We start from the raw sequence: 25,747 nt of genomic DNA, 5'->3' as shown, positions 1-25,747 counted from the left end.
CTTGTACTTTGGGGTTTCTGTTAAGCTTCAGTAGTGGCCTTAAAATGGTCAGACCAGACAGAAACCGTTTGCAACTCTCGATCTGCTGTGGTAGCTGCACCTTAGGTAGATTTATGCCTGAAGCTTGAGATGTTATCCACTGTATAGAGTTTGGTAGATTCTATGATGTCTGCGTTGAAAGATGCATTTCATGCCACCCTTCTAGAGTAAACTGCACAGGCAGAATTTGCTCTAATTTACAATTCTAAGTCGCCTTTCTTTAAGGAATCAACAAAATGTGTAAAGCTTGCCTTTATTTGGAAACATTGCAACTCGGTCGCTCGGCAGCTACGTAAACCCATTTACGTTTGGGCTCTTTACAGATTAAACGGGTAGCAGTGATAGTTTAGAGACAGCTTCTTTGGCAATTAAGCCAACCAAAGGAATTTTAGCGATCCAGAGTTTCTCTAGCGCTTGCTCAAGTTGAATCGACTTAACAGTGCCTAGATGAGATACGAGCACCAATCCACTGGTTTCTGCCGAAAGTAAGGCGGCGTCGGCGTACTCAGAAAACGGTGGCGAGTCGTAGATAATTAAGTCGAAATAAGACTCAGTTTTGGCCACAAATTGGGTCATCTTAGATGACGACAAGAGCCGAGCCGGATCAATCTCTGTAGTGCCTGTGGTTAGTACAAACAGATTGGGTTCGGTGGGCGATCGCTTAATCACATTCTTTAGATCCAGCTCACCGGCCAGAATGTTGGCAAAGCCCTGCTGATTAGGTAACTCTAAAAAGTTGTGCAGGTGTGGAAAGCGAAAATCGGCATCGATCAGCAGTACTCGATTGCCTAGCTCAGCAGCGGCCCAGGCCAAATAAGCGGCGGTGGTTGAGTCAGCTAGCTGGTTGTCGGCAGAGCTAATCACCAGCGATCTGAGCGGGCGATCGGCATCGAGCCGCTGCAGGTTAGCCACCAGCGATCGAAACGCCTCGCGATAGGCGTAGAGATCTTCAATGGGCAAATCTCCCTTTTTAGGCCCTTGGCCATTCAACATCTCATCGATTACCTGATACAGCGACAGCAAATGCTGCTCGTCATAACCCCGTTCGACCGCACCGTTGTGGGGAATCAACCCCAAAATCGGTACTGGTGTAACTCGTTTGAGATCGCGGGCGGTGTAGAGTACATCTTTTTGAGAATCGAGGGCGAGGGCCAAACCAACTCCGAGCAGCAGCCCGAGTAGCCCCCCCAGCACCAAGTTGTTTGACAAATTAGCAACATCGGTGGCCACCGTCGCAGGGGTGATCAGCTCCCAGGGCAGCTCGCGCTGAGCTGCCTCAATCTGTAAAGTTTCGCGGCGCTCTAGCAGCTGGCTCAAGTTGGTGTTAGCAATAGTCAACTCTCGCTCTAGATCAGTAAACTCGCGGGTAACCCCAGCTAGCTGGCCTACATCTACGTTGAGGTTGGCCAGCGTCGACGAGAGGGCCGCCTCTCTTGCCGCCAGGACTTCAATTTGGCCCATTAGCTCTTGTTGGGCGTTGGCCCCTTCGCGAGCCATGAGGGCCAGCAGATTTTGGCGCTGCTCTTGCAGCACCTGCATATCGTCGCTGGTGCTGCGAAAAATTGTAGAAGCCTGAGCAATCTGGCTATCTAAAGTCAGTAGTTGCTCAACTAGAGTTTGATAGCGGCTGTTGCTGCTGAGCACTGATGACACCGAAACGTCCTGAGGGCGATCGCTCAGCTGGCGTTCTAGTTCTTCGTAACGGGTCAGGTTTTCTTCTAACTCAATCAGTACGGCCCGATACTCATTTTCAAAGTCAGCAATTTGGCCAGATAGCTTGCTGCCTTCAGCCTCGGGGGTGATTAAATTAGAGCCCTGGCGCAAACTTTGCAGGTTGCCCTGAAGCTCATCTACCCTTTTGCCGGCATCGGGTATTTTGTCCTCTAAGAATTTAAGCCCCTGCTGTAGGTCGCGCTGGCGTGAAGCCAGCCCGTAGTCTAGAAACGTTCGGGCAATTAAATTGGCCACATACTCGACATCTTGAGACGATGCCCCCCGGTATGTTGCCCGAACAATTCTTGATTCCTTCGTTAGTTGCAGACCTAGTCGACTTTTAACTTGGCTATAACAAGTTCTATTTAACTCTTCTTCAGATGTACCGGTTGATGCGGCTTGGGCCGGAGGCACACAGCCCTCTAGCCCCTTAGCGCGCAGATCGTCCACTACTGGCTTCAGCACCCCAGGGCTGGTTAAGATTCTGGTTTGGTCACCCAGGGTTAGTTCCGTCTCCTGCTGATTCACAGGCACCTCAGACAGCGAAGAGATCACCTCAGTTTCAGCGCTCTGAGGCTGAATTAAAATTTCAAAGGTGGCAGAGTAAGAGGGCGGGCTGAGGTAGGCCCGTAGTCCCGCAGCCCCAGCCAAAGCAGCGGTTATGCCAGCAATTAAGAGCAGTCTGCGCCTGAGGGTAGATAGCAGGCTGCCCAGATCTAGCCCGCCTTCTGAGCCAGAGTCGGCCCCCGCAGCCATGGGTAGTGTGGGCGAAGGTTGGAGAGTGTGAGCTTTCATCCCTGATTCCTAAATTAAGTGTGGTTGTGGGCGGTAAAGAGGTGCTCCAATCACAAAATGTGTGCTTTAGTAGCAAGCCACGTTCCTATGTCTTGATCAAAACAAATTGAAGATGCGGAAGGGTGCAGACAAAATATTCAGGAAATTGGCGAGGGGATTGGCTATGCCGCCCAACGTGTCTGAAAAACTGGCTAGGCCCGAGCGACCGACAATAATGATGTCGTTGTTTTGCAGCGCTGGATTGTCAGCATCGCTGATGCCCTGGGCAAAGTCGATGTTGATCTCTCGCTGGGTAACTGTGCCATCTGGATTAAGACGCACCAGCCCCACAGTGGTTTCTCTAGCGCGAGTGTTGAAACCACCAGCCGCCAAAATCCCCTGGTTGAGGGGCGTGTTGGGGGGCACCTCAACCAATCCGGCGTTACGAACTTCACCTACGACATTGATTCGAATGGTGTCGGGCGCAAAACTGGCGGCGGCGAGACTCGAAGACTCCGCTGGCCCTAATGCTGTCGTTGCGGTGGGAATAAACACCGTATCGCCTTCCTGAAGCAGCGCGTTTTGCTGGGTGGCGCCCGCCTCTAGCAGGCTCCATAGGTCTACGGTAAAGACTTGCTCACCACTGGTGCGGGTCAGACGCCGCACCTGCACTTGGCGAATGTTGGCCATGGGCTTAATGCCCCCAGCAAGTTGAATGGCATCAGTAATTTTGGGAGGCCGAGCCGAGCTACCACCTTCACCGCCGGGCAGGCCGGCATCACCAGTGCGAGTGCTGCCACCTCTAAGGGTATAGGGGCCAGGGCGAAAGACTTCGCCCACCACCGCAATGTTGATGGGTGAGGTGTTGGTCGGCGCTATCGCTGCCTCGGCCAACAATTGAGCCTCTTCGAGGGGCACTAGAGTAGAGGGAATAAAAATGCTGTCGCCATCGCGCAGCGTAATGTCTTGACCCAAGTCGCCGCCGCTGACCAAATCCCACAGATTGACAGCAAATAGTTGAGTCTGGCCGTTGCGCAGCCGCCGCACCTGCACCTCGCGGACGTTGGCGCTGCCGGTGACACCCCCTGCCTGAGTCAACAACTGAGTAATCGTGGGAAAGGCTGTGCCGTTGATGCTTAGGGTATAAGACCCAGGCCGGTTAATTTCTCCGGCGACCCCCACCACCAGCGGACGGCGAGTGAGCAGATTGAGCGTTACCCCTGGACGGCGCAAAAACTGGTTGTAGCGGGCCGTAATCCGTTCGGTAGCGGTGTTTAGGGTGAGGCCCTGTACGTTGACATCGCCCACAACCGGCAGAGTCAGGGTGCCATCGGCCTGCACTTCAAAATCGCCGCTGTACTGGGGCAGCTGAAAAAGGGTAAGCTGCACGCGATCGCCAGCTCCCAACGTGTAAGGTTCGTTGAACACCTGCGGTGACAGCCGAGGTGCAGCAGTCGTTGTTGGAGGTTTTTGAGCCTCGACTAAAGGCACCGCGGTCGTGCTGCCACCCGGCATTCGTTGGGCTGGGGCAACGCTGGGGTATAGGCCATCAATGCCCATGAGCAGCAGGCCTGCTGTGAGGGCTAAGCCCAAGCGCTGCTTTAGCAGCGCCTTAGATATAACTAAACTAGACATGAGTAGACTCCCTTTTCAGGTAAAGTAAGCCCTGCGTCTATTCAATATCCGTAGGTCTTGTCATGAATCCGAAAGGTTTTGGTCTCGGGCCGTAGTTTTACTGAACCCTTTACAGAATTTTTGTAAATGAGTAAGAGCCGCTAAGATAGGCTAAAGGGGAGTACGTATTTTCACTGGCCAAGCAAAAGTGTGTCACATTAAGTTATGTACATGCTAATGTTGAGCGGTGCATCGCCAAGTCAAGGTCTCAGGCCACCCCCTCCAGCCATGGTCTAAGCAAAAGTCAGTCAACAAAATCCAGGGTTAGCATTAGTAGTCACGATCATCAACGGAAAGTATGGGCGGGAAACTTTTATAAGCAACCTAGCCCAGATAGAACCGTTGGAGCGGGTTAGGAGGAATATTCCTCAAAACCCGCATCTTTATAATTGCTTTGGAGTGGTCTAGTTAAGCTTGGCGCTGCATTTTGAGCAAACCAAATGTAGTAGTTAGGCAGTATTTTTTCTTAAACGATGAACTTTTTTAGACGGTGCGCGTCTCAAGTGTTTTGACGGGTCCATAGCTTAGCTAGCTACGGACTGTGTACAACAGATGTAAACCAGTAGTTTTTAACTGACAAATCCTATCGGGGCGTCTACCACTGATTGTCCTTTAAGCTCCTTAGGATCATGTCAATCTCCAAGAATCTCATCAACGAATCCGTAATTGGATTTTCGGTTGCAGCCAACCCTTTTGCAGAGCAAATTGATCTAATCATGCACTGGGGCCAACAGCGGCTGAGCCGAGTAGTTTGTGTAGCCAATGTACACATGCTGATGGAAGCGCGGTGGAACGAGACCTTTGCTAAGGTGTTAAGCCAAGCCGATCTGCTTACTCCAGACGGTATGCCCCTAGTGTGGACTTTAAATCTGCTGCGCAAGAGTACTCACGATCGCGTCGCAGGCATGTATATTCTGCGCGCAGTGTGCGAACGGGCGTCAGCATCGGGTTTACCGGTTTATTTCCTAGGCACCGATGAGTTGACCCTCGGCAAAATGCGGCAGCGCCTTCAAAAAGAGTATCCAGATCTAACCATTGCAGGCATGGATCCGCTGCCCTTTCGGCCTTTGACTGCCGAAGAAGATGCCCAGGTTGTAAAAGACATCAACGCTAGCCAGGCCGGAATTGTGTTTGTTGCCTTGGGCTGCCCCAAGCAAGAAATTTGGATGTACCAACACCGCTCTAAAATTAAAGCGGCGATGGTGGGTATTGGTGGAGTATTTCCTATCTATGCCGGTATAAAAAAGCATGCTCCCGCCTGGGTACAGGACTCGGGATTAGAGTGGCTCTATCGGCTCACCCAAGAGCCGGGTCGTCTGTGGCAGCGGTACTTTAAAACCATTCCACCTTTTGTATATCTCTCGATCAAACAGGTGGTCGTTACCCGATTGCACCGCCGGATAAATCGCATGCTGAGGGCGTTCTAGAGCAGCACTCTAAGTCTGCTTTAAATGCTGAAACGCAGTATTTATGTAGTCGATAGGCACACTACTAAACAGTCTAGATGCCCGGTTATTGCTGTCAAATGTCACTTTTTATCCCCTGACAAAGGGGAGCTAAGAACTATGTTAGTGAGGCACACGAGCATAGGAATAATAACGATTTTTCAGAATTGGGTTACCTGTGAAAGCCTTCTCAAGCACTTCCCCTTTGAGACTGTTCGAGAATTGATCTGTCGTAACTTTAACTACCTGCTGTTTCCCAGCTCTCCCTAGAAATAGGGGCACTGAAATGACTCAAAAATCTCCTCAAAAAGGTTTGTGGTTTCCCGCAGGGTGAGAGTTCTGCAGTTTGTAGCACTGCTTTACGAATCCTATATAGCCGTACTAATACCCCTAAACTGCTCACCCCATTTCCACAAAAGAGATGGGGTGGATGGCCTTTGCATATTGGAGAAAAAGTGCAAAAACTATGGGAATTCCAGACTGATTTTAAGATTCTTCCTGATTTTCTTGCCGTCGCTAGAAACTGAGTGTATAGCCGTATCTACCTTAAGAGATTATGACTCAGCCCCGATCGCGCAATCGTAACCGGTCTAAACGACGGAGCATTTTTTGTTCTATCCATGGCGGCTACCTCGACAGCGTTAGCCAAAAATATCCTCTCTTTGCCACTAAGCCTGAGCATTTGCAACAGACTGGGCTCAGCCGCCGGGTGGCCCTTACCCTGGTCGCTGGCTTGGGCACGGTTCCTATAACAGGAGAATGGCTAGAGGCCTTTTGGTGCGACCGCTGTCAAGCCACCCAGTGGTATCACGTGCGCAAGACCGGAGCCAACCAGTACACCCTTTGTACAGCACCGGCGGCGCTATGGATGCAGGCCGCTGGAGTAATTTTACCCACGGGCAACCCCACCGTGGGCGAGTTTACTCGTCGACAGGCACGGCAGACCACATACGGTGGCGTGAAGGATTTTTACCGGATGGGATGACGGATGAGGGTGAGGAAATGAGGGGAATGAGGCGATGAGGAGATGGTTAGCTAACGAGCCTCAACCTCAACCTCAACCTTTCTTACTTTCCCTATTTTCTCATCTCCCCTATCTTCCTCGCCTTTCCTAATCGTCACTATTGTTGTTCATTCATTATCCAAACCCTATGACTAATCCCAAAAAAGCTCTTGTTACCGGCATTACCGGTCAAGATGGCTCTTACCTAAGCGAACTGCTATTAGAAAAAGGCTACGAAGTTCACGGCATTATTCGCCGCACCTCTACTATTAATACCGATCGCATTGATCACCTCTACGAAGACCCCCACAGCGATTCGGCCCGGCTGTTTTTGCATTACGGCGACCTCACCGATGGCACTACCCTGCGCCGTATTCTTGAAGAGGTGCAGCCCATCGAAATCTATAACCTGGGAGCTCAGTCCCACGTGCGAGTGAGTTTTGACTCGCCTGAATACACCGTGGATGCGGTGGGCATGGGCACTCTACGCCTGCTCGAAGCTATTCGGGACTATCGCCAGCGCACTGGCATTGAGGTGCGCTACTACCAGGCGGGGTCGTCTGAAATGTACGGCAAAGTGCAGCATGTGCCCCAGAGCGAAACCACCCCGTTCTATCCTCGTAGCCCCTACGCCTGTGCCAAGGTCTATGCTCACTGGCAAACCATTAACTATCGCGAGTCGTACGGCATGTTTGCCTGCAACGGCATTTTGTTTAACCACGAGTCACCCCGCCGTGGAGAAACCTTTGTCACTCGCAAAATCACTCGCGCGGTGGCCCGCATTGTCGCTGGGCAGCAGAGCAAAATCTATATGGGCAACCTCGATGCTAAGCGCGACTGGGGCTACGCCAAAGACTACGTCAAAGCCATGTGGCTCATGCTGCAACAAGATGAGCCCGACGACTATGTGGTGGCCACGGGCGAAACCTATTCGGTGCGCGAGTTCTTAGACATTGCCTTTGGTCGCGTCAACCTGGATTGGCAAGACTATGTGGCCTTTGATGAGCGCTATCTGCGCCCTGCCGAAGTAGAACTGCTAATTGGTGACCCCACCAAGGCTAAGACCAAACTGGGCTGGGAACCCTCGGTTACGTTTGAGGAACTGGTGCACCTGATGGTCGAAGCCGATCTGCAAGCGCTGGGCTTGGTGACGCTCAACGGCAGTGCGGCTACCAGCGTGCTAGACCGAGCCACCCTACGGGCCGCTGGGGGCGTAACAGTCGGGTAGAACTTTTAGTGGGGTTTCGCTCAAGCAAAGCCCCACTGACCAGACAACAGGTGCAGAGCCACGTAACCCTTTGGAGCCCGCCGTACGTGTTGTTCAACCCTTTGGTAGACCTATGTTTCAGTTCTTTTTCGCTCCTAAGGCATACCAAGCAACCCTGAACGAAATTCTTGTTATTCCAGATACTGTGCAGTTGGCACCCACGCATCCATCGGTTAACTCTGTCTTAAAGCGATGCTTAGATGTGGTTGGCGGTTTGCTAGGAGTTTTAATCACTCTGTTCTTGCTGGTTCCCATTGCCGTTGCCATTCAGCTCGACAACCCTGGCCCGATCTTTTTTAGCCAGCTGCGCTGTGGGTACCAAGGGCGACCCTTCCGAATTTGGAAGTTTCGATCGATGGTGGCTAATGCCGACGAGCTTAAACATTTGGTAGAGAACCAGGCCCAGGGTCTAATCTTTAAGAATGAGAACGACCCTCGCGTTACTCGAGTGGGAAAGTTCTTGCGCCGCACTAGTCTAGACGAATTTCCTCAGTTCTGGAATGTGCTGCGGGGCGATATGAGTTTGGTGGGCACTCGCCCGCCGACCCTGGGTGAGGTGCAGCAGTACAAGCCGCATCACTGGCAGCGACTCAACGTTAAGCCAGGGCTAACAGGCAAGTGGCAGGCGCAGGGGCGATCGCACATTAAAGATTTTGAAGCGATCGTCAAGATGGATATTGACTACCAAACTCAGTGGTCTTTGGGACACGATGTGCAGTTGATTGTACAAACTCTTGGTGCTGTAGTGCTTAGCCGAGGAGCTTTTTAGCGATTAAAACGTTGATTAAGGCAGGTATAATTTTCCTCAGCCACCTTTAGACTTCAGGGTAATTGAAGGTTTAGACTTCTTTAAGATTGAGGTATTTAAGGGGGCAGATAGCTTAACTAAGCTAAGTAAAGTATTAGTGTGCCTCATAAGTTTCAACTAGCATTGGTTTCTCCTCTGAAGATTCTCCACGAACGCTGCTTCCTGTCTAACCCAAAACCAAATTAATACGCTGGACAGTAACCACGTATGCCCATGTAAAAATCTAGGCGTTAAGTTAATAACGCCTAGATTGAGAATGCGCTTTGAAGTAGGACTTTTGTTAGATTTTGCTTAAGTAAGTAGATGGGCTTAGCGATGCGGATTGCCAGACACTTGTAGCTTGAGTGTGTAATTAGCTTTAGCGATATAGAGCAGCAGCGTGTGTATGAGTATTACCACCGCTAACATCTCTAGCGTTTCTTCTAGTAAAATACTAACACCTACACTATGCCCTTGTGAAGTTAAAATACTTTCTACCATTTCCATGCCGATTGAGCCACTTAAAAAGACGAATCCTGCCAAAATAAACCGCGACGAAAAGAATAAAGGAAGTCGTTTCAAAAAGGGAATGTAGATTAAGCTTACTGCAAACACAATTGGGATGAAAAAGAGATACCACCTATAATACATAATACCTTCTCCTCGACCCATAAAATATATAGATATTGGACCTACAATCCTGTCGTGAATTCCAGATGCCTCGTCAAAGCTCATAAATAGTAGAAGGCCACACATTCCCAGCCAATGAAAGAATAAATTCTTCTTCGTTGTCGATTCATGAAAAGAAATAAGTCCACATAACCCTGCAGCCAATAGCAAGTTTAGAGCTGAAAAATAAGTAGGTAAATTTCCTTCAAATCCCATATGGAAGAAACGAAATACTCCTAAAAGCGGAGGGCGATGAAGAGCAATGAATTTACCTACTAGATGAACAAGAATATGTCCACCAGCAGATAAGACTACGGTACCTAGTAGAAAAAGGCTCATTTTGTGAGGACGAAGGTTTACCTGTGCATAGCGATTTAAGGTTTTTTGCATGAATAAAACATATAAGGGGCACAAAAAACGAAGACCGCGATCGCACCCGATCGCTGTTAAGTCGCATTAAAACAAGCCTCTCGTCCAACACCACAGCGATAGCTGAGTGATTGATAAATCCTCAGGATAGGTTAAGTAGAATGACGTTCTACCCAACGCTGACTAGGTTTTTTGGGGTCTTGCTGCTGCGTTACATAACCCACGCCATGACAAGGATTTTGGAGGTTTTGTCAATCAACTAGCGGCGACAGACGGCTTTACCTTACTTTTACCTAGCTTTAACCTTTTATCCGGAAAGTATCTCGAAATTTCCTATGGGTAGCCGCCGGTATTATGGAAAGCTGGCATATCAACCGCTTACGCTCTTCGAGCCGTCCAAGCATCTATCTGATAGGTACCGTTGACGCCTACGGTAAACTGTAGAGGCTGCTTAGGACCGCGCAATCTTTCAGTTGCATTATCGGTAAAGCGATCGGCATCAGACACGTTGATCAACTGGTTGTTTTGCACCGTTGCCCGGTAGCTGACATCGTTGCGCATCAGCGGACGAGGGTTGGCAGCAGTGTTGTCAAAGATGTTGTCTTTAATCACAATGGTGGCAAAGTCAGTGGCAGGATGAAAGCCAAAGAAACCTTCCCAACGATTTTGGCCGTTTGACTTGACGTGATTATTGTAAAAGCGAAAATGGTCGTAGGGGCCGTTTGCCCAAAAAATGCCCCGACCCGGATTATTGATCAGGTTATCGTGAAAATCGGTCGGCCCTGGGGCTGGCTCATTGCCAAAGCTAGAGATTAGATTACCACCGTCTTCACTAACCTCAAAATCAAACAGATTATGGTCAATCTCGGCGGAGTTTCGTGTCCACTCTAGGGTGTAAGATCTTTTGAGCCAGTTATGGTGAATATGAAACGATCGCCTTTCATTAAGTACCGGGCCGCCACCAAATTTTGGAATAGAAATCACGCCATCAAAGCGGTTGTGATCAATCTCAATATTGGCATCGTTCTCGAATGGGTATTCTAATGAGAAATTGACTTGCACATCGTTGTGATGAAACCGTAGATTGCTGCCACCACGGCCCTTGAAGCCATAGAAATTGCGATCTAGTCCTTCAGATTTTTGAATCAAGTTATTCCAAAATTCAGATTTTTCCGTATGGGTCATAAATAACGCCCCGCTCGTCCACTTTACCTCGCCCCCGGCATCGATAAACTGGCAGTCGTGCACCTTAAGACCACTTAGGCCAAGGGTGCGCACCCCGCTCCAGGCAAAGTTATTAATTTGCAAGTGGCTCAACTCTAGCTGGTCGGCATCGTCGGCATAGATAGCGCCATGCAGCGTGGGGCCGGTGAGCGTCAAGTCTGCGACCTTGATATCGTTGATGTCAATTAACTTGAGCAGGTACGCATCTGGATTGTCTTGATTAGGCAGCCCATCAAGGCCAGGAGCCCAAGACGAGGCGGCCTTGATTACCGTTCTCTCCACGCCATCGCCCATCAGTGTCATACCGGGTTTGAGGACCAGTGGGGACGACAGCTCGTAGATACCCGACGGTACCCTAACCGTGTCGCCGGGGGCACTTTGGGCCACCACCTCATTCAGGTTAATAGGGTTGGCCCGCTGCCCCAGAGCGATCGCTAGTATCAAAACAGTTGCACACAGCAGCAGCGCTGCCAGTCGCGTTATCGATCGCGTCATGAGAAGAACTCTGTAAAAACGGCTGCGTCTGCGGAGCAGAGCCTGGGGCTAGCAAAAACCACAGCGATAAGGACGTTGCTACCTTTAGGAGTAACTCGCTCAAGCACACTCTTCAAAAAACGATCTGCTGATCCTCAATCCGGAACAATGCTCGAGATCTAAAGCAGTCTTTACATACAGCCAAACCCTAGAGAAAGTACGGAGGCTTTGGGCTACTGATCCGGAATGGGCCGGCTAGCCTTGTAAAGGAAAATAACAACTTAAGCTAACCCCCCTGTTTAGAGGGGCCTTATTGCAGAGGGGCTTTGATGGTCGTCTTAGATCTCAGTCTCTTTGCCCTGTTCTAGAACGCTCTTGGAGCGATCGGGCAGAGTATAGGACAGGTGTACCTAGGCGTTGCTCTCATTAGGGGTAGCGCTTGCGTTGCCTAAATGGTTCAGCAAAAGATTAAACAGATGCAAAGGACGGTTTGAACTGTTGTTTGCATGGCCTATAGCCTGCAACGCATTCCATAAGCCTTTCTTGATATGGCTCAAACGCTGCAAAGGAGAGCTTCAGTCTTTCTTTGCAACCTATAAGGCTTTCTTTGAAATACTTATAGGTTGCAAAGAAAGCTATAAGCGCTTTAAAGAAAGGCTGAAGTCGTGCAAAGAAAGCTTTAATGCTTTCTAGCAAGGGCTTAATGCCTTGAGAGAATTTTCGGATCTTTTTGGCGTCTAACCAAAAACTAGCCTAAAGGGATCCTAATTTGCACGGTGATGTATGGCTTGGGTGCTTGGCTACAGTGTGGAGGTTGGAACGAGTACCAACACTGTTGTTTATTTATGCCATTGGGGTATCTGCATTATGTCAAGACGCAAAAGATTGTCTCCAACGTTAGAAAAGGCCGAGCTACGGGCTGCGTCGATGGACTCGATTGAGCAGAAGCTAGATTTGGGTAACGGGCACACGCTGGAGCTATATTGGGAAGCGATTAACGCTTTGCGGGCTAAGCAGCAGCAGTATAATGCGCTGCTATCGAGTGTGGATAACCTGTATAACGAGCTACTGGCCGATGAGCGGGCACTTGGCGAAATGTCTGAACATATGCTGAGCGGAGTGAAGGTGAAGTTTGGCCGCGATAGTTATGAGTATGAGATGGCGGGTGGTGTGCGGCGCTTTGATCGTAAGCGACCCCAGCGTAAGCTAGCAATGCCTGTTGAATAGGAACAGACAAAAACTGAATAGCAAAAGGGCGATCGCATACAAATACGCGATCGCCCTTTTTTTAAAGTTGCCAAAACAAAACTCTAGCCAGCTTGCACTTTATCAATAGTCCCAGTCATGTATGTGGTTGATGTTTTGCTTACACTAATCTACGGGCATTCTGGCTAACTAATATAATCTTTAAAGACTAAACACACCGTAGATCAGATGAAGTGTTAGCGGAATACAACAAAGTTCAGCTTGATATACATATTGTGCCTTACTTAGGCTACACCCTTAGCGGGTAAGCAAAAGCTTGAATACAGATGAATGCAGGCTTTACTTATATTCTACTAGTTTAAAGGTGATTTGCAAATATGACTGGAATTCTAAATTTTGTAATACCAATCTTACATCCAGAAAATGCTAAAAACTGGCATGTAGTGAAGAAAAATCTAGAAGAGACAATGCGATCGATATCAGGACAGATTAGTGATAACTGGAGGGCGACAATTGTTGCGAACAAAGAATCTGATCTTCCTGAGCTACGGCCAAAATTTCAGATTAATTATGTAGATTTCCCCCCAAATCCTATTTTTGAAAAGGGAAGTCAAAATATTGAAACTTTTCGTGATGCTGTTCGTCTTGATAAAGGGCGTAGGTTACTTTCTGGAATGCTTCATGTCAGAAAGTATTCAACTGATGATGATTACATTATGACTGTGGATGGGGATGACTTGATCAGTTGTAATTTAGCTTCCTTCGTAAGACAAAATTCAGGCGCAAATGGTTGGTATATACCAACAGGTTTTTTTTGGGAAGATGGAGGAAAACTATTGTATAAAAGCTCTATCTTTTCGAGAAGATGTGGGACCTCACATATCGTTAAAATTGGCCTTTTGTCTTTGCCAAATAGTTTTGATGCCGCTCAAGATGATTATGTGAAGAATATGCTGGGTAGTCATATTTTCATAAAAGATTTTATGGAGAAACAAAAAACTCCTTTAGATCCCCTATCCTTCCCTGGTGCTGTATATCGCATTAATCATTCAGAATCACATAGCAAATCGTCAGGACTGTTAGGTAAGGTTTTTCTTCAAAATGGCGTTTTGAAGAGTCCCAAGAAAGTCATATCAGAAACTTTAAAGTTTCGGCTAGTTAATACTTCCTTTAAAAAAGAGTTTTGGGGTGTTTAAATGTTTTCAAAATTAGCGTAACTTTTCGGCTTAATTTACTTGACGAGATCCAGATAAAGACGACACGTCGTAATATTTACTCTTTTATGTTCTTAAAGATTTTCAATCCAGTCCAGTACCTTTTCAAACAATCGGTCAAATCTACCGGATTTTGGAACGACAACGCTTTGGTGCTGCGAGAGCTAAAGCCCCTTCGCAACACGGTTGTGGCGGCGATTATATTTTCGGTACTGGGTGCCTTCGCGGAAGGTGGCACTGTTGGCATTATTGCCTCGTTTTTGCAAGGGTTAACTAACCCCGTCGAGCCACCGCTGCAAACGGGTTGGGCTTGGTTTGATGTTACTGTGCTGGCTACCCAAGCAGCCCCAGCGGCGCGCATCTATCGCCTATCAGCGCTTATTTTGGTTTTGATTTGGGGACGAGCAGCGTTTTCTTATCTGGCCCTAATCATGTCGCGATCGGTGACGTTTAACCTGGTCGAAAATCTGCGCCTGCGCATTTTTGACCAGTTACAGCGAGTGCAGCTGAGCTACTACACCGAAACGCGAGGCAGTGACCTGGTTAGCAGCGTTGTGGCCGATGTCAACAATGTGCAGCAGGTGTTTGGGGTATTAACCACTTTTTTGACTCAGGGCACAACGTTGCTGGCTTACCTAGCGGCTATGGTCTTGCTATCGTGGCAATTGACAGTAGTCTCTATTCTGCTGTTTGGGTTGATGTCGTTAGGCATTAGCAGCATGACCCGGCGCGTACGCGAAATTAGCTTTGAGGTGCCCAAGGCCAATAAGCAAATGACTGGGGTGCTGTTGTCGTTTATTAACGGCATTCGCACGGTGCATGCTTCGGGTACCCAGGAGTATGAGCAGCAGCGCTTCGTTGAGGCAACCGAGAAGGTGCGCAAGGCTAACCTTAATCTAGAGGGCCTTGCGGCGTTGGTGAATCCTTTAGTGCAGGCAGCGGCGGCCACCATACTGATTCTGATGGTGGCTATTACGTTTAATTTCTTGATTGTGAGTGGACAGATGCAAGCGTCGACGGTGTTGACGTTTTTGTTTGCGCTGACCCGGTTAACGCCTTTTGTGTCGTCGCTTAACAGTTCTAAAACCAAGCTGAGTAGCTTACAGGGGGCAATGCACAGCGTTAACGACTTGCTGAGAGAAGACAACAAGCCCTATCTGCAAGATGGCACTGTTATATTTAGCAAGTTGCAACGGTCAATTGATTTGGTTGGGGTTGATTTTGGCTACAAGCCCGATGAGCCAGTGCTGCACGACATTACCTTGTCTATTAAACAAGGAGAAACCACGGCATTGGTGGGGTCTTCGGGGGCGGGCAAGACCACTCTGGCCGATCTCATACCTCGGTTTTATGACCCCAACCGAGGCAAGGTTTTAGTCGATGGTGTTGACCTACGCGATTTGCGAATTAACTCGTTTCGCCAGCACCTAGCCATTGTGAGCCAAGACACATTTATTTTTCACGATACGGTGCGGGCCAATATTGCTTACGGAACTACTGATGTAACTGATAGCGCCATTATGGAGGCGGCACGCCAAGCCAATGCATTGGAGTTCATTTTGGCGCTGCCTGAGCAATTTGAAACCGTGCTGGGTGACCGCGGCGTGCGGCTTTCGGGTGGGCAACGGCAGCGCATTGCCATCGCTAGAGCGCTGCTGCGAAACCCCGACATTTTGATTTTAGATGAGGCGACGAGTGCGCTAGATTCGGTGACGGAGCGGCTGATTCAAGAGTCCCTAGAGAAGTTATCGAAGGGCAGGACAGTGATTGCTATCGCCCACCGATTATCTACTATTGCCAATGCCGATAAGGTAGTAGTAATGGAGAAAGGCCGGGTTGTTGAGCAAGGCAGATATCAAACTCTACTAAATGAGAATGGAAGGCTTTGGGAGTACCATAAAATGCAATTTTCATCTGAAAAAAGCACCTAAACAGACCATTTATAAACATTATATTTTCACGGATAAGTCATGAAGCTTTATTACTTTAAAAAGAAAGAAGGAAATTTTGGCGATGACCTTAATGATTGGTTGTGGAGGCAATTTTTCCCAAATACGTTTGATGAAGATGACAGCGTAGTATTTTTTGGCATCGGAACAATAATAAACGACAGGATTTATGACCGAGCACCTAATGCAAAAAAGATCATAATTTTTGGCTCGGGAGTTGGCTATGGTAAAACGCCACTCAAAAACCTACCCATCATAAATGAGAAGTGGAGTGTTTATTGTCTCAGAGGGCCATTATCATCGAATGCACTTGGTCTTGAACCAGAAAAAGCCGTCACGGACGGAGCTATTTTAATCAGAAGATTATTTAAGCCTCATAAGGAAAAAGTATATAAGTTTTCATACATGCCCCATGTTGATCAAGCTGAGAAGCATGCACATAGATGGCAGAGCATTTGTCAGAAGATAGGATTTGGTTTTATTGACCCGAGATGGCAAAGAGAGGATGTTCTAAATACTCTCTGCCAAACAGAAATATTGATTACAGAAGCAATGCATGGAGCTATTGTTGCAGATGCACTTCGAATACCTTGGATTCCAGTTAAAACAGCTCGAAATATTTTCGAGTTCAAGTGGTGGGACTGGTGTGTGTCAGTAGGTCTACATTATGAACCACGCCTGATGCAGGGCTTTTCCGAAAAGAAGAATGGTTTTTTAGTTGCCACAGAATGGATGGCTGAAAAAGCAATTATCAATCAATTTATGGAAATCACAAAATCTCCTTCTCCATTTTTGAGCAAAGAGTCAAAAGTAGAGCAGTTGACTATAAAGATGGAAGAAGCAGTCGAATACCTCAGAAAAGATATTTCGTCTGGTATTTTTAGTAACTGAAGACCGAAGTTAAGCAATTTCTCCAAAAGATTATAAACTAAGAAAATTAAGGGCTAAATAAATATGCTACTTGTCTAAAAATCTTCGATAGAAATCAGGCTATTAAACAGATAAGTAATCGTTTGACAATGAAAATAGCTTTCTTGAAAGACATCATGCTACAAGATCCTCATGTATCTATAGTGATTCCAACTTACAACAGAGCTGCTACTCTCAAAGAAGCTCTAGAGTGTGTTTATGCACAGAGCTATAAAGGTTCAAAGGAGGTTATTGTCATAGATGATAACTCTACAGATAATACTGTGGAGCTTATCGGAACTGAATTTCCTGATGTTTGCTTTGTGCACTTAAACAAAAATGTAGGGCCTTCTGCGGCTAGAAATATAGGTATTTCTAAAGCAAAGGGTGATTTCATCGCCTTCTTGGATTCAGATGACTTATGGGATTTAGATTATCTTTCTTCGCAGCTAAGCGTATTCGGAGATAAAAAAGGAATATATCCCAAAAAAGTTTCTGTAAGTTCAACAATAGAATGGAATACGGTTAGTGGAAGACGCTCCGAGTATGATCAAAAACCAAACTTAAAAAGATACCGATCGCCAATTCACCATCTTTTCTCCAAAGGGAGCTTTGTCTTTTCGCCCTCAAGCATAGTCCTACCTCGAAAATTTATTGAAGATGCAGGAGTATTTAACGAATCTCTTCGTTTTGGAGAAGATACTGAGTTATACATAAGATTACTTTTGTCTGGCTACAAGTTTGTGTACGAAAGTCAGACTCACTCCATACGCCGAAAGCATTTTCAAGATCAAGCAATTTCACCTGAGAATCTTGAGAAAAGAAGACTCAACAGAATAGAAACTGCCGAAAAGTATTATGATTTGGTGTCTTCAAAGTTTGAAGTCGATTCAATGTCAGAGATCAGAACTCAGATCAATCTCTATTTTGCTAGAGAATTCTTGGCGAATTGGAACTTGTTGAAATGGCTAAGCCTTCATGTGTCGTCGTTTTCGTTTAAGGCAATCAGAGTAAGTACCTCTGCCCTGACTAAAGACATGAGCTTATTACTCAAAATGATTTTAAAACTATTATTTCAAGGTCTAACTAAATCCAATTATTCTGTCGGTTAACTAGAGCCACAAACATTAACTCTTTGGAGTTGTTATGAGTCGGAGCCCTCAGCCCTTTGTCTCAATTATCATCCCGGTCTATAACGATGCCGATCGCCTAGTGCTCTGCCTAAATGCTCTAGAGCACCAGACCTATCCCCGCGACCAGTACGAAATCATTGTTATCGACAACAGCTCCGACCAACCTCTAGACGATCTGATCAGTTCATTTAAACAGGTTATTCTAACCCATGAAAGCCAACCAGGCTCCTACGCTGCCCGCAACCACGGCCTTACCCTAGCCCGTGGCGAAATTCTCAGCTTTACCGACTCCGATTGCATTCCCGCCAAAGATTGGATTGAAACTGGAGTGGCCCAGTTTTTGGCTACCCCCAATTGTGGTCTAGTAGCGGGCAAAATCGAGCTTTTCTTTAAACAGCGCGATCGTCCCACCGCCGTCGAGCTATTCGACAGCCGCAACTTTTTACAGCAGCACCGCTATATCACCGAAGACCACTACGGAGCCACCGCTAACCTATTTACCTCCAAAGCCATTTTTGATGCTGTTGGACTCTTTAACGCCCAGCTCAAATCGGGTGGCGATCGTGAGTGGGGGCAGCGAGTCTACGCCGCAGGTTACCCACAGATCTATGCTGACGACGTTTGCATTGCCCACCCTGCCCGCCACTCTTGGCCTGAAATTTCTAAAAAAATTGTGCGCGTTATTGAGGGACGCTACAAGATAGAACACCAGCAAACCGAGCCTATAACCCGATTTTTAAAGCGCATGGCCTGGCAAACCCGCCCCCCAATGCAGGATATTAGCCGAGTTTTTGCAGACAAAACAGTTCCTAGCCTGCATCATCGTCTAAAGCTGAGTATGGTATTTATTTCTATTCGCTACCTTAGCCTTTGGAAAGAGATTCAACTTTATTTCAAAGCTCGACTGGCTCAATAGTCATAACTGTATTACCTACACAAAAGCTTTAGATTATGGTTAACCTAACTGCTTCAACACCTGATATTAGCGTAGTTATTCCAACCTATAACCGAGCTGATATTCTCTCTAGAACCATTGATAGTGTTCTACAACAAACTCATCAAAATCTGGAGCTTATTATTGTTGATGATGGCTCTACCGACGGTACCGCAGCCCTAGTCAGCGCCATTGATGATGCCCGAGTGCGCTTTATGCCCCTAGGCGAAAATCGAGGCGGTGGTTATGCTCGCAATCAGGGCATTAAGGCTGCTGCCGGCAAATACATTGCCCTGCTCGACAGCGATGACGAATGGCTGCCTAATAAGCTGGAACTTCAGATTGCCCTGCTCGACAGCGCTACTGACCCCAAGGTGGCTGCCGCCTACTGTACCTACTACGAGCGTCATGAGCTTACCAAGCGCGATGTGTTCATTGGCACTACCCATGCTGGCGATATCTTTGACCGGCTGCTAGCCGGATGGTGCCCGCCTTCGTCAGCGGTGCTCACACACCGTGAGGCCCTGCTTGAAGTCGATGGCTTTGACGAGAACCTGCCCAGCTTTCAAGACTTTGACCTGTGGCTGCGGCTAGCGCAGGCGGGCTATCGTTTCGTAGTAGTCGATCAGCCAATGTTGATCAAGCACGTCCATTCAGGGTTGCAGGTGAGTACTAACCCTGCTGCCAAACTTAAGGGATTTGAAATTTTTGAGCAGCGCTGGGGCCAGACCATTCAGCAACGCCTGAGCGTGCAGACCTACGAACGTTGGGCTGCCCAACACCTGGCCTACGTGCAGTTGAGTCAATTTCGAGTAGCTTTGGCTAAAGGAAAAATATTGGCCGCTTGGAAATTTTTCATCGGCATGACCCAGTATTTACCCCACTCTAGAAAGCTGATGGTTAAGGGATTTTTGTTTGCGATTTTAGGCAGCAAACGCTATGCCAAGTTGGCTGAGTCGAATGCTGTAAAAGGTAGTTAAGTTTCCTTTTTAGCCCTTTACATAGCCTGTTAAGCCATGAAATTTTCGCTCATACTAGCCACGCTGGGCCGTACTTTTCAGGTTAAAACTTTTTTAGAAAGCCTGGATCAGCAGAGCTATCGAGATTTTGAGTTGATTGTGGTCGATCAAAATTCTGATGATCGACTACTGCCGTTGCTAACTCCTTATAAAAATCATTTTCCAATACTTCATCTACGTTCTAAAGAAGGTCTTTCCCTTGCCCGTAATGTCGCCTTAAAGCAAATATCAGGAGATCTGGTTGCTTTTCCAGACGATGACTGCGCTTACACTCCTGATCTGTTGGAAGAAGTTGCCCATTTTTTCAAAGAACAACCGGAACTTTCTGGTCTTGTAGGCCGCGCAGTTAACCAGCAAGGGAATGATTCATCTGGCCGCTGGGATCATGTGGCTGGCACTGTTAATGCCTTTAATGTTTGGCGGAGAGGAACATCCTTCACTATCTTTCTACGACGAGCTGTCGTAGATGCAATTGGACCGTTTGATGAAACATTAGGTGTTGGGGCTTCAACACCCTGGGGGTCTGGTGAGGATATTGACTATTTACTACGAGCTGTGAGTGCAGGATTATATTACGATCCATCCTTTCTAGTTATTCATCCCACCAAGGTTGAAGCTTTAGAGAGTGTCCAGTCCTTAGAAGCAATTCAACCTAAGACACCACATGCCAAGACTTACTCCTATGCTATGGGCAGAGGTCGAGTACTCCGTAAGCATAACGCACCTTTTTGGTTCCTTCTGTACAACTGGTTTCGGCCATGTACAGGAATTATTTTGTCCTTACTTCAAGGAAAGATCGACAGAGTTAAATCGCACTGGGCAACTCTTAAAGGAAGAGTACAGGGTTGGTTAGGCTGGGCGTAAGCTCAACTAAAATGTAGCTACTTTTTATTAAACAGTAATGCAAGTTTTTTTTTACACTAGATATTTCTCGCCTGATCTTAAATACATTATGAGTGAGGGTACTAAAAAATCGCTCCATGGTCTCTGCACTGGTATGGCAGCCTGCGGAGTAGACGTCACCCTCCTATGCGAAGGCAGTTCTGGATATGTACATGAAATGCCTGAGGGATATGTAATACGTAGCTTTAAGCAAAACGAAAAGCAAAAAAAACTTTTTTTGCCTTTAGCTCTAAAAAAATTTATAGCAGAAAACTTAGATGCTAACACTCCCATATTTCTCAGCGGCATCTTTCAACCCAAAATCTATTTATTATCTCGCTTTTTGAAAAGACATCACATTCCTTACATTTATATTCCCCACGATCCATATGCACCTTCTATTTTTAGCAAGAACGCTCATCTAAAGTGGCCCTACTGGCTTTTGTGCGAGCGCCTCTTGCTAAAAAATGCGTCTGCTGTTCAAGTTCTAGACCCTAGACATGAGACTTATCTGCGAAACCTTAATATCAGGACTCCTGTTGTGTCTGTGCCCAATGGTTTTTCTGAAAATGACGTTGTGGATGAGTCATCACTAACTTGGCAGTGCAATGACGTCCCACAGCTTTACTTTCTAGGTCGTTTTGACGCCCACAATAAAGGGCTAGATCTACTGCTTAAGGCATTTGCTCAAATTTTGCCTAAAAGCCCAGCCCATTTAACCCTGCAAGGGGTAGACAAAGGAGATAAATTCTTATTGGAGAAATTAGCTAGAACGCTATCAATTCAAGATCATGTTACCTTTTTAGCTCCTGACTATAATCTTCCTTCTTCATCTTTAATTCAGCAATATGATATTTTTTGTCTTCCATCACGGTTTGAGGGATTTGGTTTGTCGGCTTTAGAAGCAATGGTAAGCGCTCGCGTTTTACTAGTGTCTAATGTTGCAGGTATTGCACCTCATGTAGAAAGTGCCAAATGTGGAGTTACCGTTGAACCAACGGTTCCTGCCATTAGCAAGGGATTATCTAAATTGTTTGAACAAAATAACCAATGGAAAGCTATGGGATTAGCTGGCAGAAATTATGCTTCTTCAAATCTTCAATGGAAATGCATTGCTCAGAAAGCAATGCACGACTATCAATGGTCGGTTTAAACTTTTTTTGTCAAGACAGATATTCCGCTCTTGACTTATTGATTCTATTTCAGACTAGGACTGATTGAAGTATAAATTACCGTAATTGTTTCTTAAGACTTTGAACTAAACTTCAATATCTTACACTTGAATTAGTTTTAACAACCGACAGTAAATTTGGGCTTTCTTCTCTTCTGCGATGGATCGTTTAGAAAGCGCGAGGGTTTCCAGTACTTGCTTAGGAGACTCAGATCATTAGCGTTCAAATTCTCGTTTTAATAATTTGTACACATTGCTAATTTTAAGGCGCTTTGTGCAATTTATGTCTAGCTAATTTTATCGTTTTGCCAGTAGTTTTCCGATTTTTATTTGTTAAGCCATGAACGAAATCAAAGACTTTAAAGTAGCCTTTTTACTTCCATCTACATGGTTTTATTGGCAGCCCGTTTTAGCTAAACTAGCAATTAAATTTCCTCAAACAAAATTGTTTACTACGCGTTGGACTGGTTTTTCAAAAGGTTTGGATCAGGCTTTTCTGGTTCAAGAACTAAGTCAAAGAAAGTTTGTTGAAATTAAATCGTCAAAAGAAGGATATAGCTATGGATTTACCTACCTACCGTTAGGAATAGTGAACAAGTTATTAGAGTTCAAACCAAATTTTATATTTTCAAACTCTTTTGGCATTTGGACTATTCTTGCCATTCTTGCTAAACCTTTAGGACGATGGAAAATTATCATTGCCTATGAGGGTAGTTCGCCAAACGTTGATTACGCTAAATCACCATTGCGGCTAGGCATCCGCAGGTTAATGGCTAGATTTTCTGATGGTTTAGTGACTAATAGCCAAGCAGGTGAACGTTACTTAATTGAGGTTTTAAATATTAGCCCAGATAAAGTTTATAAAAAACCTTATGAAGTACCCGTCGCTGAGGCGTTTTTAGATAAACAGTTAGACTCGACAGATTTGCCGATAGATCCAGGCAAAAAGATATTTCTTTATGTGGGTAAAATTGTACCCCGTAAAGGAATTCACTATCTATTAAACGCCTGCGTAGCTCTTAAGGAGAATGACATTGAGGATTTCACACTAGTAATTATAGGTAATGGCGACCAAAAAAATGAACTTGAAGAATTTTGCAACAAAAATGGTCTTAACAGTCATGTGTTGTGGCTAGGGCGCATTGATTATCATAAATTAGGCGCATATTTCAAAAAAGCAGATGTCTTTGTTTTACCAACCCTTGAAGATACTTGGGGTATGGTTGTTCTTGAGGCAATGTTGTTTTCAAAACCGATTTTGTGCTCTAAGTGGGCTGGCTCGTCTGATCTAGTCGAACATGGCAAAAACGGATATGTTTTTGATCCTCGAGATACCAACGAATTATCCCGCTATATGGCCTCCTTTATAAAGGATAGTGAAAAAATCATCCGGATGGGTCATGAATCTGGTGAAACCATTAAACAGTTTACTCCGGCGCAGGCTGCTGATAATTTTGTTGAAATCATTGTGAATACGATGAATTAATCGTTTATAACCGTAAACATGCCTGTGGATTCCTGATCAGATTGCTGTCTAATTCTATTTATCCCTTCTATCCCAGCCCATTTATTCACACCTGAAATTATGAAAATGCGTCTTATTTTCTTGAGAAAGTTTTCATCTAAGCTATTTAGAAAGCTTAGAGAAGGTTTGGCTATATTAATTTTACCCTTAGCAAATCTAATATTTTATTTTCGCCATCAGGAGATAGCTCAAAAAAAGAAGATTATCTTTGCTTTAACCCCTCCTGCCCATCTGAACAATATTGGTGACCATGCTCAGGTCATAGCGATAAGGAATTGGTTAAAAAAACATTTTCCGAATCTTCCGGTTATAGAGCTTGATAAAGAAGAATCCAAATATTATTTAGCGGCTTTAAAGAAGCTGGTTTCAGATGACGACCTAATCATCTTTCAGAGTGGGGGTAACTTAGGCGAAAGGGGAATGTGGACTGAGAGATTTCGTCGTCTTTTGATATCGTCTTTTCCTAATAATAAAATCGTCAACCTGCCGCAGTCTATTCAGTTTAGCGATACTCAGTACGGCAATCAGGAAAAGGAAAACACAAGGCGTATATACGGCGAACATCCTGATTTAGTGATGATCGCTAGAGACAGCATGAGTGAAATAATCGCTCAGGAGCTTTTTTCAAAGGCCCTTGTATTTAAAATGCCTGATTTCGTTTTAGCACTTCCTCCGAGGAACGTTTCTAAATCTGCTACTGCACCGAAGATTTTGTTATGTCTCCGGCATGATGATCAATCGGCTTTAACAGATGATAGCCGAAGAAATATCGAAAAATTAATTCCTTATGAGTGTAGTAGCTTCGACACTGAAACAGATTTTCCAATTGCCAAGAAGCTACAGGAGAAAGTTGTAACTGAAACCTTAGACAAGTTTTGTGAGTTTGATGCGATCGTCACCGATCGGTTTCATGGTCTAATATTCTCAATTGTTTGTCGAAAGCCCTGCATTGTTGTGCCAACAGTTGACCATAAACTTACTTATGGAATCCAGTGGTTTAGCGAACTGCCTTTTATAAGGCTAGCAAAAAACCATGATGAAATTCCCCATTTGCTTGAGGAATGTATGGCAATAGAAGAACGAAATACTCCCGACTGGAACTCATTATATTTCGATCAAATACCTAGAATGGCTGGAATTTCTTAATGGCATTGCTGCAAATTCTGTACATGTTTGGAATTGTTTATGTCTCACCTCAAGAAGAAAAATGTAGTTATTTTCAATAGCATTCTTCTTGCTAAATCAGAAACTTTTATTAAAACTCAAGCAGAAAGCCTAAAAAAACACAATTATTTTTTTGCTGGCTCTCGCTCAATTGAGGGCATATCTTTACCTCCTCAAAAATTAATTACCGTCAATCGAGGAGGAATACTAGGTTTTTTTAGTGAAGGTCTTTTTAAAGTCTCAGGTTTTGCTCCTAGATTCTATCAAGATCTTAGGAAACTAGAGCCGTCTTTAATACATGCTCACTTTGGGCTAAGCGGATCACTAGCTCTACCTATTGCTGCGAAGATGAAACTACCTTTGGTAGTCACCTTCCATGGCTCAGATGCAACCTCCACCGATCAATATGCTCGTAAAGCCTCTCTAAATCATCGAATTTACTTGAGAAGACGCGAGCAGCTTAAGAAGGACACAACAACTTTCATTGCGGTTTCAAATTTTATTAAAGCTAAGCTTTTAGAGAAGGGGTTCCCTGACAAAAAAATTGTTGTTCATTATATTGGCGTTGATATAGAAAAATTTACTCCAAAAATAGCGGTTAAACGCAAATTAAATATACTCTTTGTAGGGAGGCTGACTGAAAAAAAAGGTCTCGAATATCTCATTCAGGCTATGGCCAAAGTAGAAATGATTATGCCTGAAATTGAATTGCTGATCGTTGGTGATGGGCCACTTCGGCAACCATTAGAGAAGTTGGCTTCACAAACGCTATCAAACTACAAATTTTTAGGTTCTCAGCCCCACGATAAGATTCGAGACCTTATGAATGAATCTATGCTTTTAGCAGCACCTAGTGTAACTTCGTCAACTGGTGACTCCGAAGGTTTACCCATGGTCATATTAGAAGCTTTAGCTATGGGATTGCCAATCGTAAGCTCTTTTCATGCCGGCATACCAGAGGCAGTGCTACATGGAAAAAATGGATTGCTCGCTCAGGAAAAAGACTTTGGCACGATTGCAGATCATATCTTGTCAATTTTGCAAAATCAGACATTATGGCAAGAGTTTAGCATGGCTGGAAGAAGTCATGTTGTGGAAAACTTTGATCTAAGGAGTCAAGCCATAAAGCTGGAAGAAATTTATTCTAAAGCAGTTGAAGAAGCTACGCCTTCGACATGATCCCTTGAATAACTTGTCTAATAT

General features: G+C 45.7%; 20 protein-coding genes. 16 read left to right on the top strand and 4 right to left on the bottom strand.

Translation table 11 applies throughout. The features are described from left to right. Positions 1 to 363: 363 nt before the first annotated feature. Both H6G07_RS10500 and H6G07_RS10495 read right to left on the bottom strand, forming a co-directional pair. Complete coding sequence (locus H6G07_RS10500; protein WP_084173089.1) at positions 364 to 2,547, bottom strand: GumC family protein; 2,184 nt, start codon at positions 2,545 to 2,547, stop codon at positions 364 to 366. 96 nt (positions 2,548 to 2,643) lie between these two features. Then, on the bottom strand, positions 2,644 to 4,161 hold the full coding sequence (locus H6G07_RS10495; protein WP_084173091.1) for a polysaccharide biosynthesis/export family protein: 1,518 nt from the start codon (positions 4,159 to 4,161) through the stop codon (positions 2,644 to 2,646). 668 nt (positions 4,162 to 4,829) lie between these two features. On the opposite strand from H6G07_RS10495, the gene H6G07_RS10490 reads away from it, so the two are divergent. From H6G07_RS10490 to H6G07_RS10475, 4 genes are all read left to right on the top strand, one after another. Then, positions 4,830 to 5,627 (top strand): WecB/TagA/CpsF family glycosyltransferase, encoded by a 798-nt coding sequence (locus H6G07_RS10490; protein ID WP_073608330.1) that lies wholly within the window; start codon positions 4,830 to 4,832, stop codon positions 5,625 to 5,627. A 574-nt stretch (positions 5,628 to 6,201) separates the two neighbouring features. Continuing rightward, a complete protein-coding gene (locus H6G07_RS10485) occupies positions 6,202 to 6,630 on the top strand; it encodes a hypothetical protein (RefSeq protein WP_073608331.1) in 429 nt (142 codons plus the stop codon). 166 nt (positions 6,631 to 6,796) lie between these two features. Further along, positions 6,797 to 7,876 (top strand): GDP-mannose 4,6-dehydratase, encoded by a 1,080-nt coding sequence (gene gmd, locus H6G07_RS10480; protein ID WP_073608332.1) that lies wholly within the window; start codon positions 6,797 to 6,799, stop codon positions 7,874 to 7,876. Positions 7,877 to 8,060: 184 nt separating this feature from the next. Beyond that, entirely contained in the window at positions 8,061 to 8,684 is a 624-nt protein-coding gene (locus H6G07_RS10475) for a sugar transferase (protein WP_338420691.1), read from the top strand. Positions 8,685 to 9,032: 348 nt separating this feature from the next. Here H6G07_RS10475 and H6G07_RS10470 read toward each other — a convergent pair whose 3' ends face one another. Next, complete coding sequence (locus H6G07_RS10470) at positions 9,033 to 9,761, bottom strand: DUF8692 domain-containing protein (protein WP_139297018.1); 729 nt, start codon at positions 9,759 to 9,761, stop codon at positions 9,033 to 9,035. A gap of 357 nt (positions 9,762 to 10,118) precedes the next feature. Then, positions 10,119 to 11,459, bottom strand: a complete 1,341-nt coding sequence (locus H6G07_RS10465; RefSeq protein ID WP_084173095.1) for a right-handed parallel beta-helix repeat-containing protein — start codon at positions 11,457 to 11,459, stop codon at positions 10,119 to 10,121. Positions 11,460 to 12,323: 864 nt separating this feature from the next. Here H6G07_RS10465 and H6G07_RS10460 point away from each other — a divergent pair. The 12 genes from H6G07_RS10460 to H6G07_RS10405 all read left to right on the top strand — a co-directional run bounded on the left by H6G07_RS10460 (position 12,324) and on the right by H6G07_RS10405 (position 25,723). Continuing rightward, on the top strand, positions 12,324 to 12,665 hold the full coding sequence (locus H6G07_RS10460; RefSeq protein ID WP_139297020.1) for a hypothetical protein: 342 nt from the start codon (positions 12,324 to 12,326) through the stop codon (positions 12,663 to 12,665). Between the two features lie 356 nt (positions 12,666 to 13,021). Then, positions 13,022 to 13,840, top strand: coding sequence for a hypothetical protein (locus H6G07_RS10455; protein ID WP_073608334.1), 819 nt, complete (start codon positions 13,022 to 13,024; stop codon positions 13,838 to 13,840). 86 nt (positions 13,841 to 13,926) lie between these two features. Then, entirely contained in the window at positions 13,927 to 15,789 is a 1,863-nt protein-coding gene (gene hepA / locus H6G07_RS10450) for a heterocyst formation ABC transporter subunit HepA (RefSeq protein WP_073608335.1), read from the top strand. Between the two features lie 39 nt (positions 15,790 to 15,828). After that, positions 15,829 to 16,698: a polysaccharide pyruvyl transferase family protein gene (locus H6G07_RS10445; RefSeq protein ID WP_073608336.1), complete on the top strand. Its 870-nt coding sequence runs from the start codon at positions 15,829 to 15,831 to the stop codon at positions 16,696 to 16,698. A gap of 143 nt (positions 16,699 to 16,841) precedes the next feature. Beyond that, positions 16,842 to 17,828, top strand: a complete 987-nt coding sequence (locus H6G07_RS10440) for a glycosyltransferase family 2 protein (RefSeq protein ID WP_171973001.1) — start codon at positions 16,842 to 16,844, stop codon at positions 17,826 to 17,828. A 34-nt stretch (positions 17,829 to 17,862) separates the two neighbouring features. Further along, a complete protein-coding gene (locus H6G07_RS10435; RefSeq protein WP_073608338.1) occupies positions 17,863 to 18,765 on the top strand; it encodes a glycosyltransferase family 2 protein in 903 nt (300 codons plus the stop codon). Positions 18,766 to 18,800: 35 nt separating this feature from the next. Continuing rightward, positions 18,801 to 19,763: a glycosyltransferase family 2 protein gene (locus H6G07_RS10430; protein ID WP_073608339.1), complete on the top strand. Its 963-nt coding sequence runs from the start codon at positions 18,801 to 18,803 to the stop codon at positions 19,761 to 19,763. Between the two features lie 36 nt (positions 19,764 to 19,799). Further along, a complete protein-coding gene (locus H6G07_RS10425) occupies positions 19,800 to 20,666 on the top strand; it encodes a glycosyltransferase family 2 protein (RefSeq protein ID WP_073608340.1) in 867 nt (288 codons plus the stop codon). A 37-nt stretch (positions 20,667 to 20,703) separates the two neighbouring features. Next, positions 20,704 to 21,837 carry a glycosyltransferase gene (locus tag H6G07_RS10420; protein WP_073608341.1) on the top strand — a complete coding sequence of 378 codons (1,134 nt, stop codon included), beginning with the start codon at positions 20,704 to 20,706 and terminating at the stop codon, positions 21,835 to 21,837. Between the two features lie 358 nt (positions 21,838 to 22,195). Beyond that, the gene (locus H6G07_RS10415) at positions 22,196 to 23,341 is read left to right on the top strand and encodes a glycosyltransferase family 4 protein (RefSeq protein ID WP_199312018.1); all 1,146 of its coding nucleotides are present in this window, start codon (positions 22,196 to 22,198) and stop codon (positions 23,339 to 23,341) included. A 99-nt stretch (positions 23,342 to 23,440) separates the two neighbouring features. Further along, entirely contained in the window at positions 23,441 to 24,526 is a 1,086-nt protein-coding gene (locus tag H6G07_RS10410) for a polysaccharide pyruvyl transferase family protein (protein ID WP_084173099.1), read from the top strand. Between the two features lie 39 nt (positions 24,527 to 24,565). Continuing rightward, complete coding sequence (locus tag H6G07_RS10405; RefSeq protein WP_073608342.1) at positions 24,566 to 25,723, top strand: glycosyltransferase; 1,158 nt, start codon at positions 24,566 to 24,568, stop codon at positions 25,721 to 25,723. Positions 25,724 to 25,747 lie beyond the last annotated feature (24 nt).

Origin of the sequence: Phormidium tenue FACHB-1052 (assembly GCF_014696675.1) — a bacterium.
GTDB classification, from domain to species: domain Bacteria; phylum Cyanobacteriota; class Cyanobacteriia; order Phormidesmidales; family Phormidesmidaceae; genus Nodosilinea; species Nodosilinea tenuis_A.
The sequence above is the reverse complement of the archived record's forward strand: the minus strand, read 5'-3'. Positions and strand labels throughout refer to the sequence as shown.

Bases quoted from the DNA above. Each gene is read 5' to 3' on its own strand.
- H6G07_RS10500 (WP_084173089.1), bottom strand. From the start codon at position 2,547: ATGAAAGCTCACACTCTCCAACCTTCGCCCACACTACCCATGGCTGCG.
- H6G07_RS10495 (WP_084173091.1), bottom strand. From the start codon at position 4,161: ATGTCTAGTTTAGTTATATCTAAGGCGCTGCTAAAGCAGCGCTTGGGC.
- H6G07_RS10490 (WP_073608330.1), top strand. From the start codon at position 4,830: ATGTCAATCTCCAAGAATCTCATCAACGAATCCGTAATTGGATTTTCG.
- H6G07_RS10485 (WP_073608331.1), top strand. From the start codon at position 6,202: ATGACTCAGCCCCGATCGCGCAATCGTAACCGGTCTAAACGACGGAGC.
- gmd (WP_073608332.1), top strand. From the start codon at position 6,797: ATGACTAATCCCAAAAAAGCTCTTGTTACCGGCATTACCGGTCAAGAT.
- H6G07_RS10470 (WP_139297018.1), bottom strand. From the start codon at position 9,761: ATGCAAAAAACCTTAAATCGCTATGCACAGGTAAACCTTCGTCCTCAC.
- H6G07_RS10465 (WP_084173095.1), bottom strand. From the start codon at position 11,459: ATGACGCGATCGATAACGCGACTGGCAGCGCTGCTGCTGTGTGCAACT.
- H6G07_RS10455 (WP_073608334.1), top strand. From the start codon at position 13,022: ATGACTGGAATTCTAAATTTTGTAATACCAATCTTACATCCAGAAAAT.
- hepA (WP_073608335.1), top strand. From the start codon at position 13,927: ATGTTCTTAAAGATTTTCAATCCAGTCCAGTACCTTTTCAAACAATCG.
- H6G07_RS10445 (WP_073608336.1), top strand. From the start codon at position 15,829: ATGAAGCTTTATTACTTTAAAAAGAAAGAAGGAAATTTTGGCGATGAC.
- H6G07_RS10435 (WP_073608338.1), top strand. From the start codon at position 17,863: ATGAGTCGGAGCCCTCAGCCCTTTGTCTCAATTATCATCCCGGTCTAT.
- H6G07_RS10430 (WP_073608339.1), top strand. From the start codon at position 18,801: ATGGTTAACCTAACTGCTTCAACACCTGATATTAGCGTAGTTATTCCA.
- H6G07_RS10425 (WP_073608340.1), top strand. From the start codon at position 19,800: ATGAAATTTTCGCTCATACTAGCCACGCTGGGCCGTACTTTTCAGGTT.
- H6G07_RS10420 (WP_073608341.1), top strand. From the start codon at position 20,704: ATGCAAGTTTTTTTTTACACTAGATATTTCTCGCCTGATCTTAAATAC.
- H6G07_RS10415 (WP_199312018.1), top strand. From the start codon at position 22,196: ATGAACGAAATCAAAGACTTTAAAGTAGCCTTTTTACTTCCATCTACA.
- H6G07_RS10410 (WP_084173099.1), top strand. From the start codon at position 23,441: ATGAAAATGCGTCTTATTTTCTTGAGAAAGTTTTCATCTAAGCTATTT.
- H6G07_RS10405 (WP_073608342.1), top strand. From the start codon at position 24,566: ATGTCTCACCTCAAGAAGAAAAATGTAGTTATTTTCAATAGCATTCTT.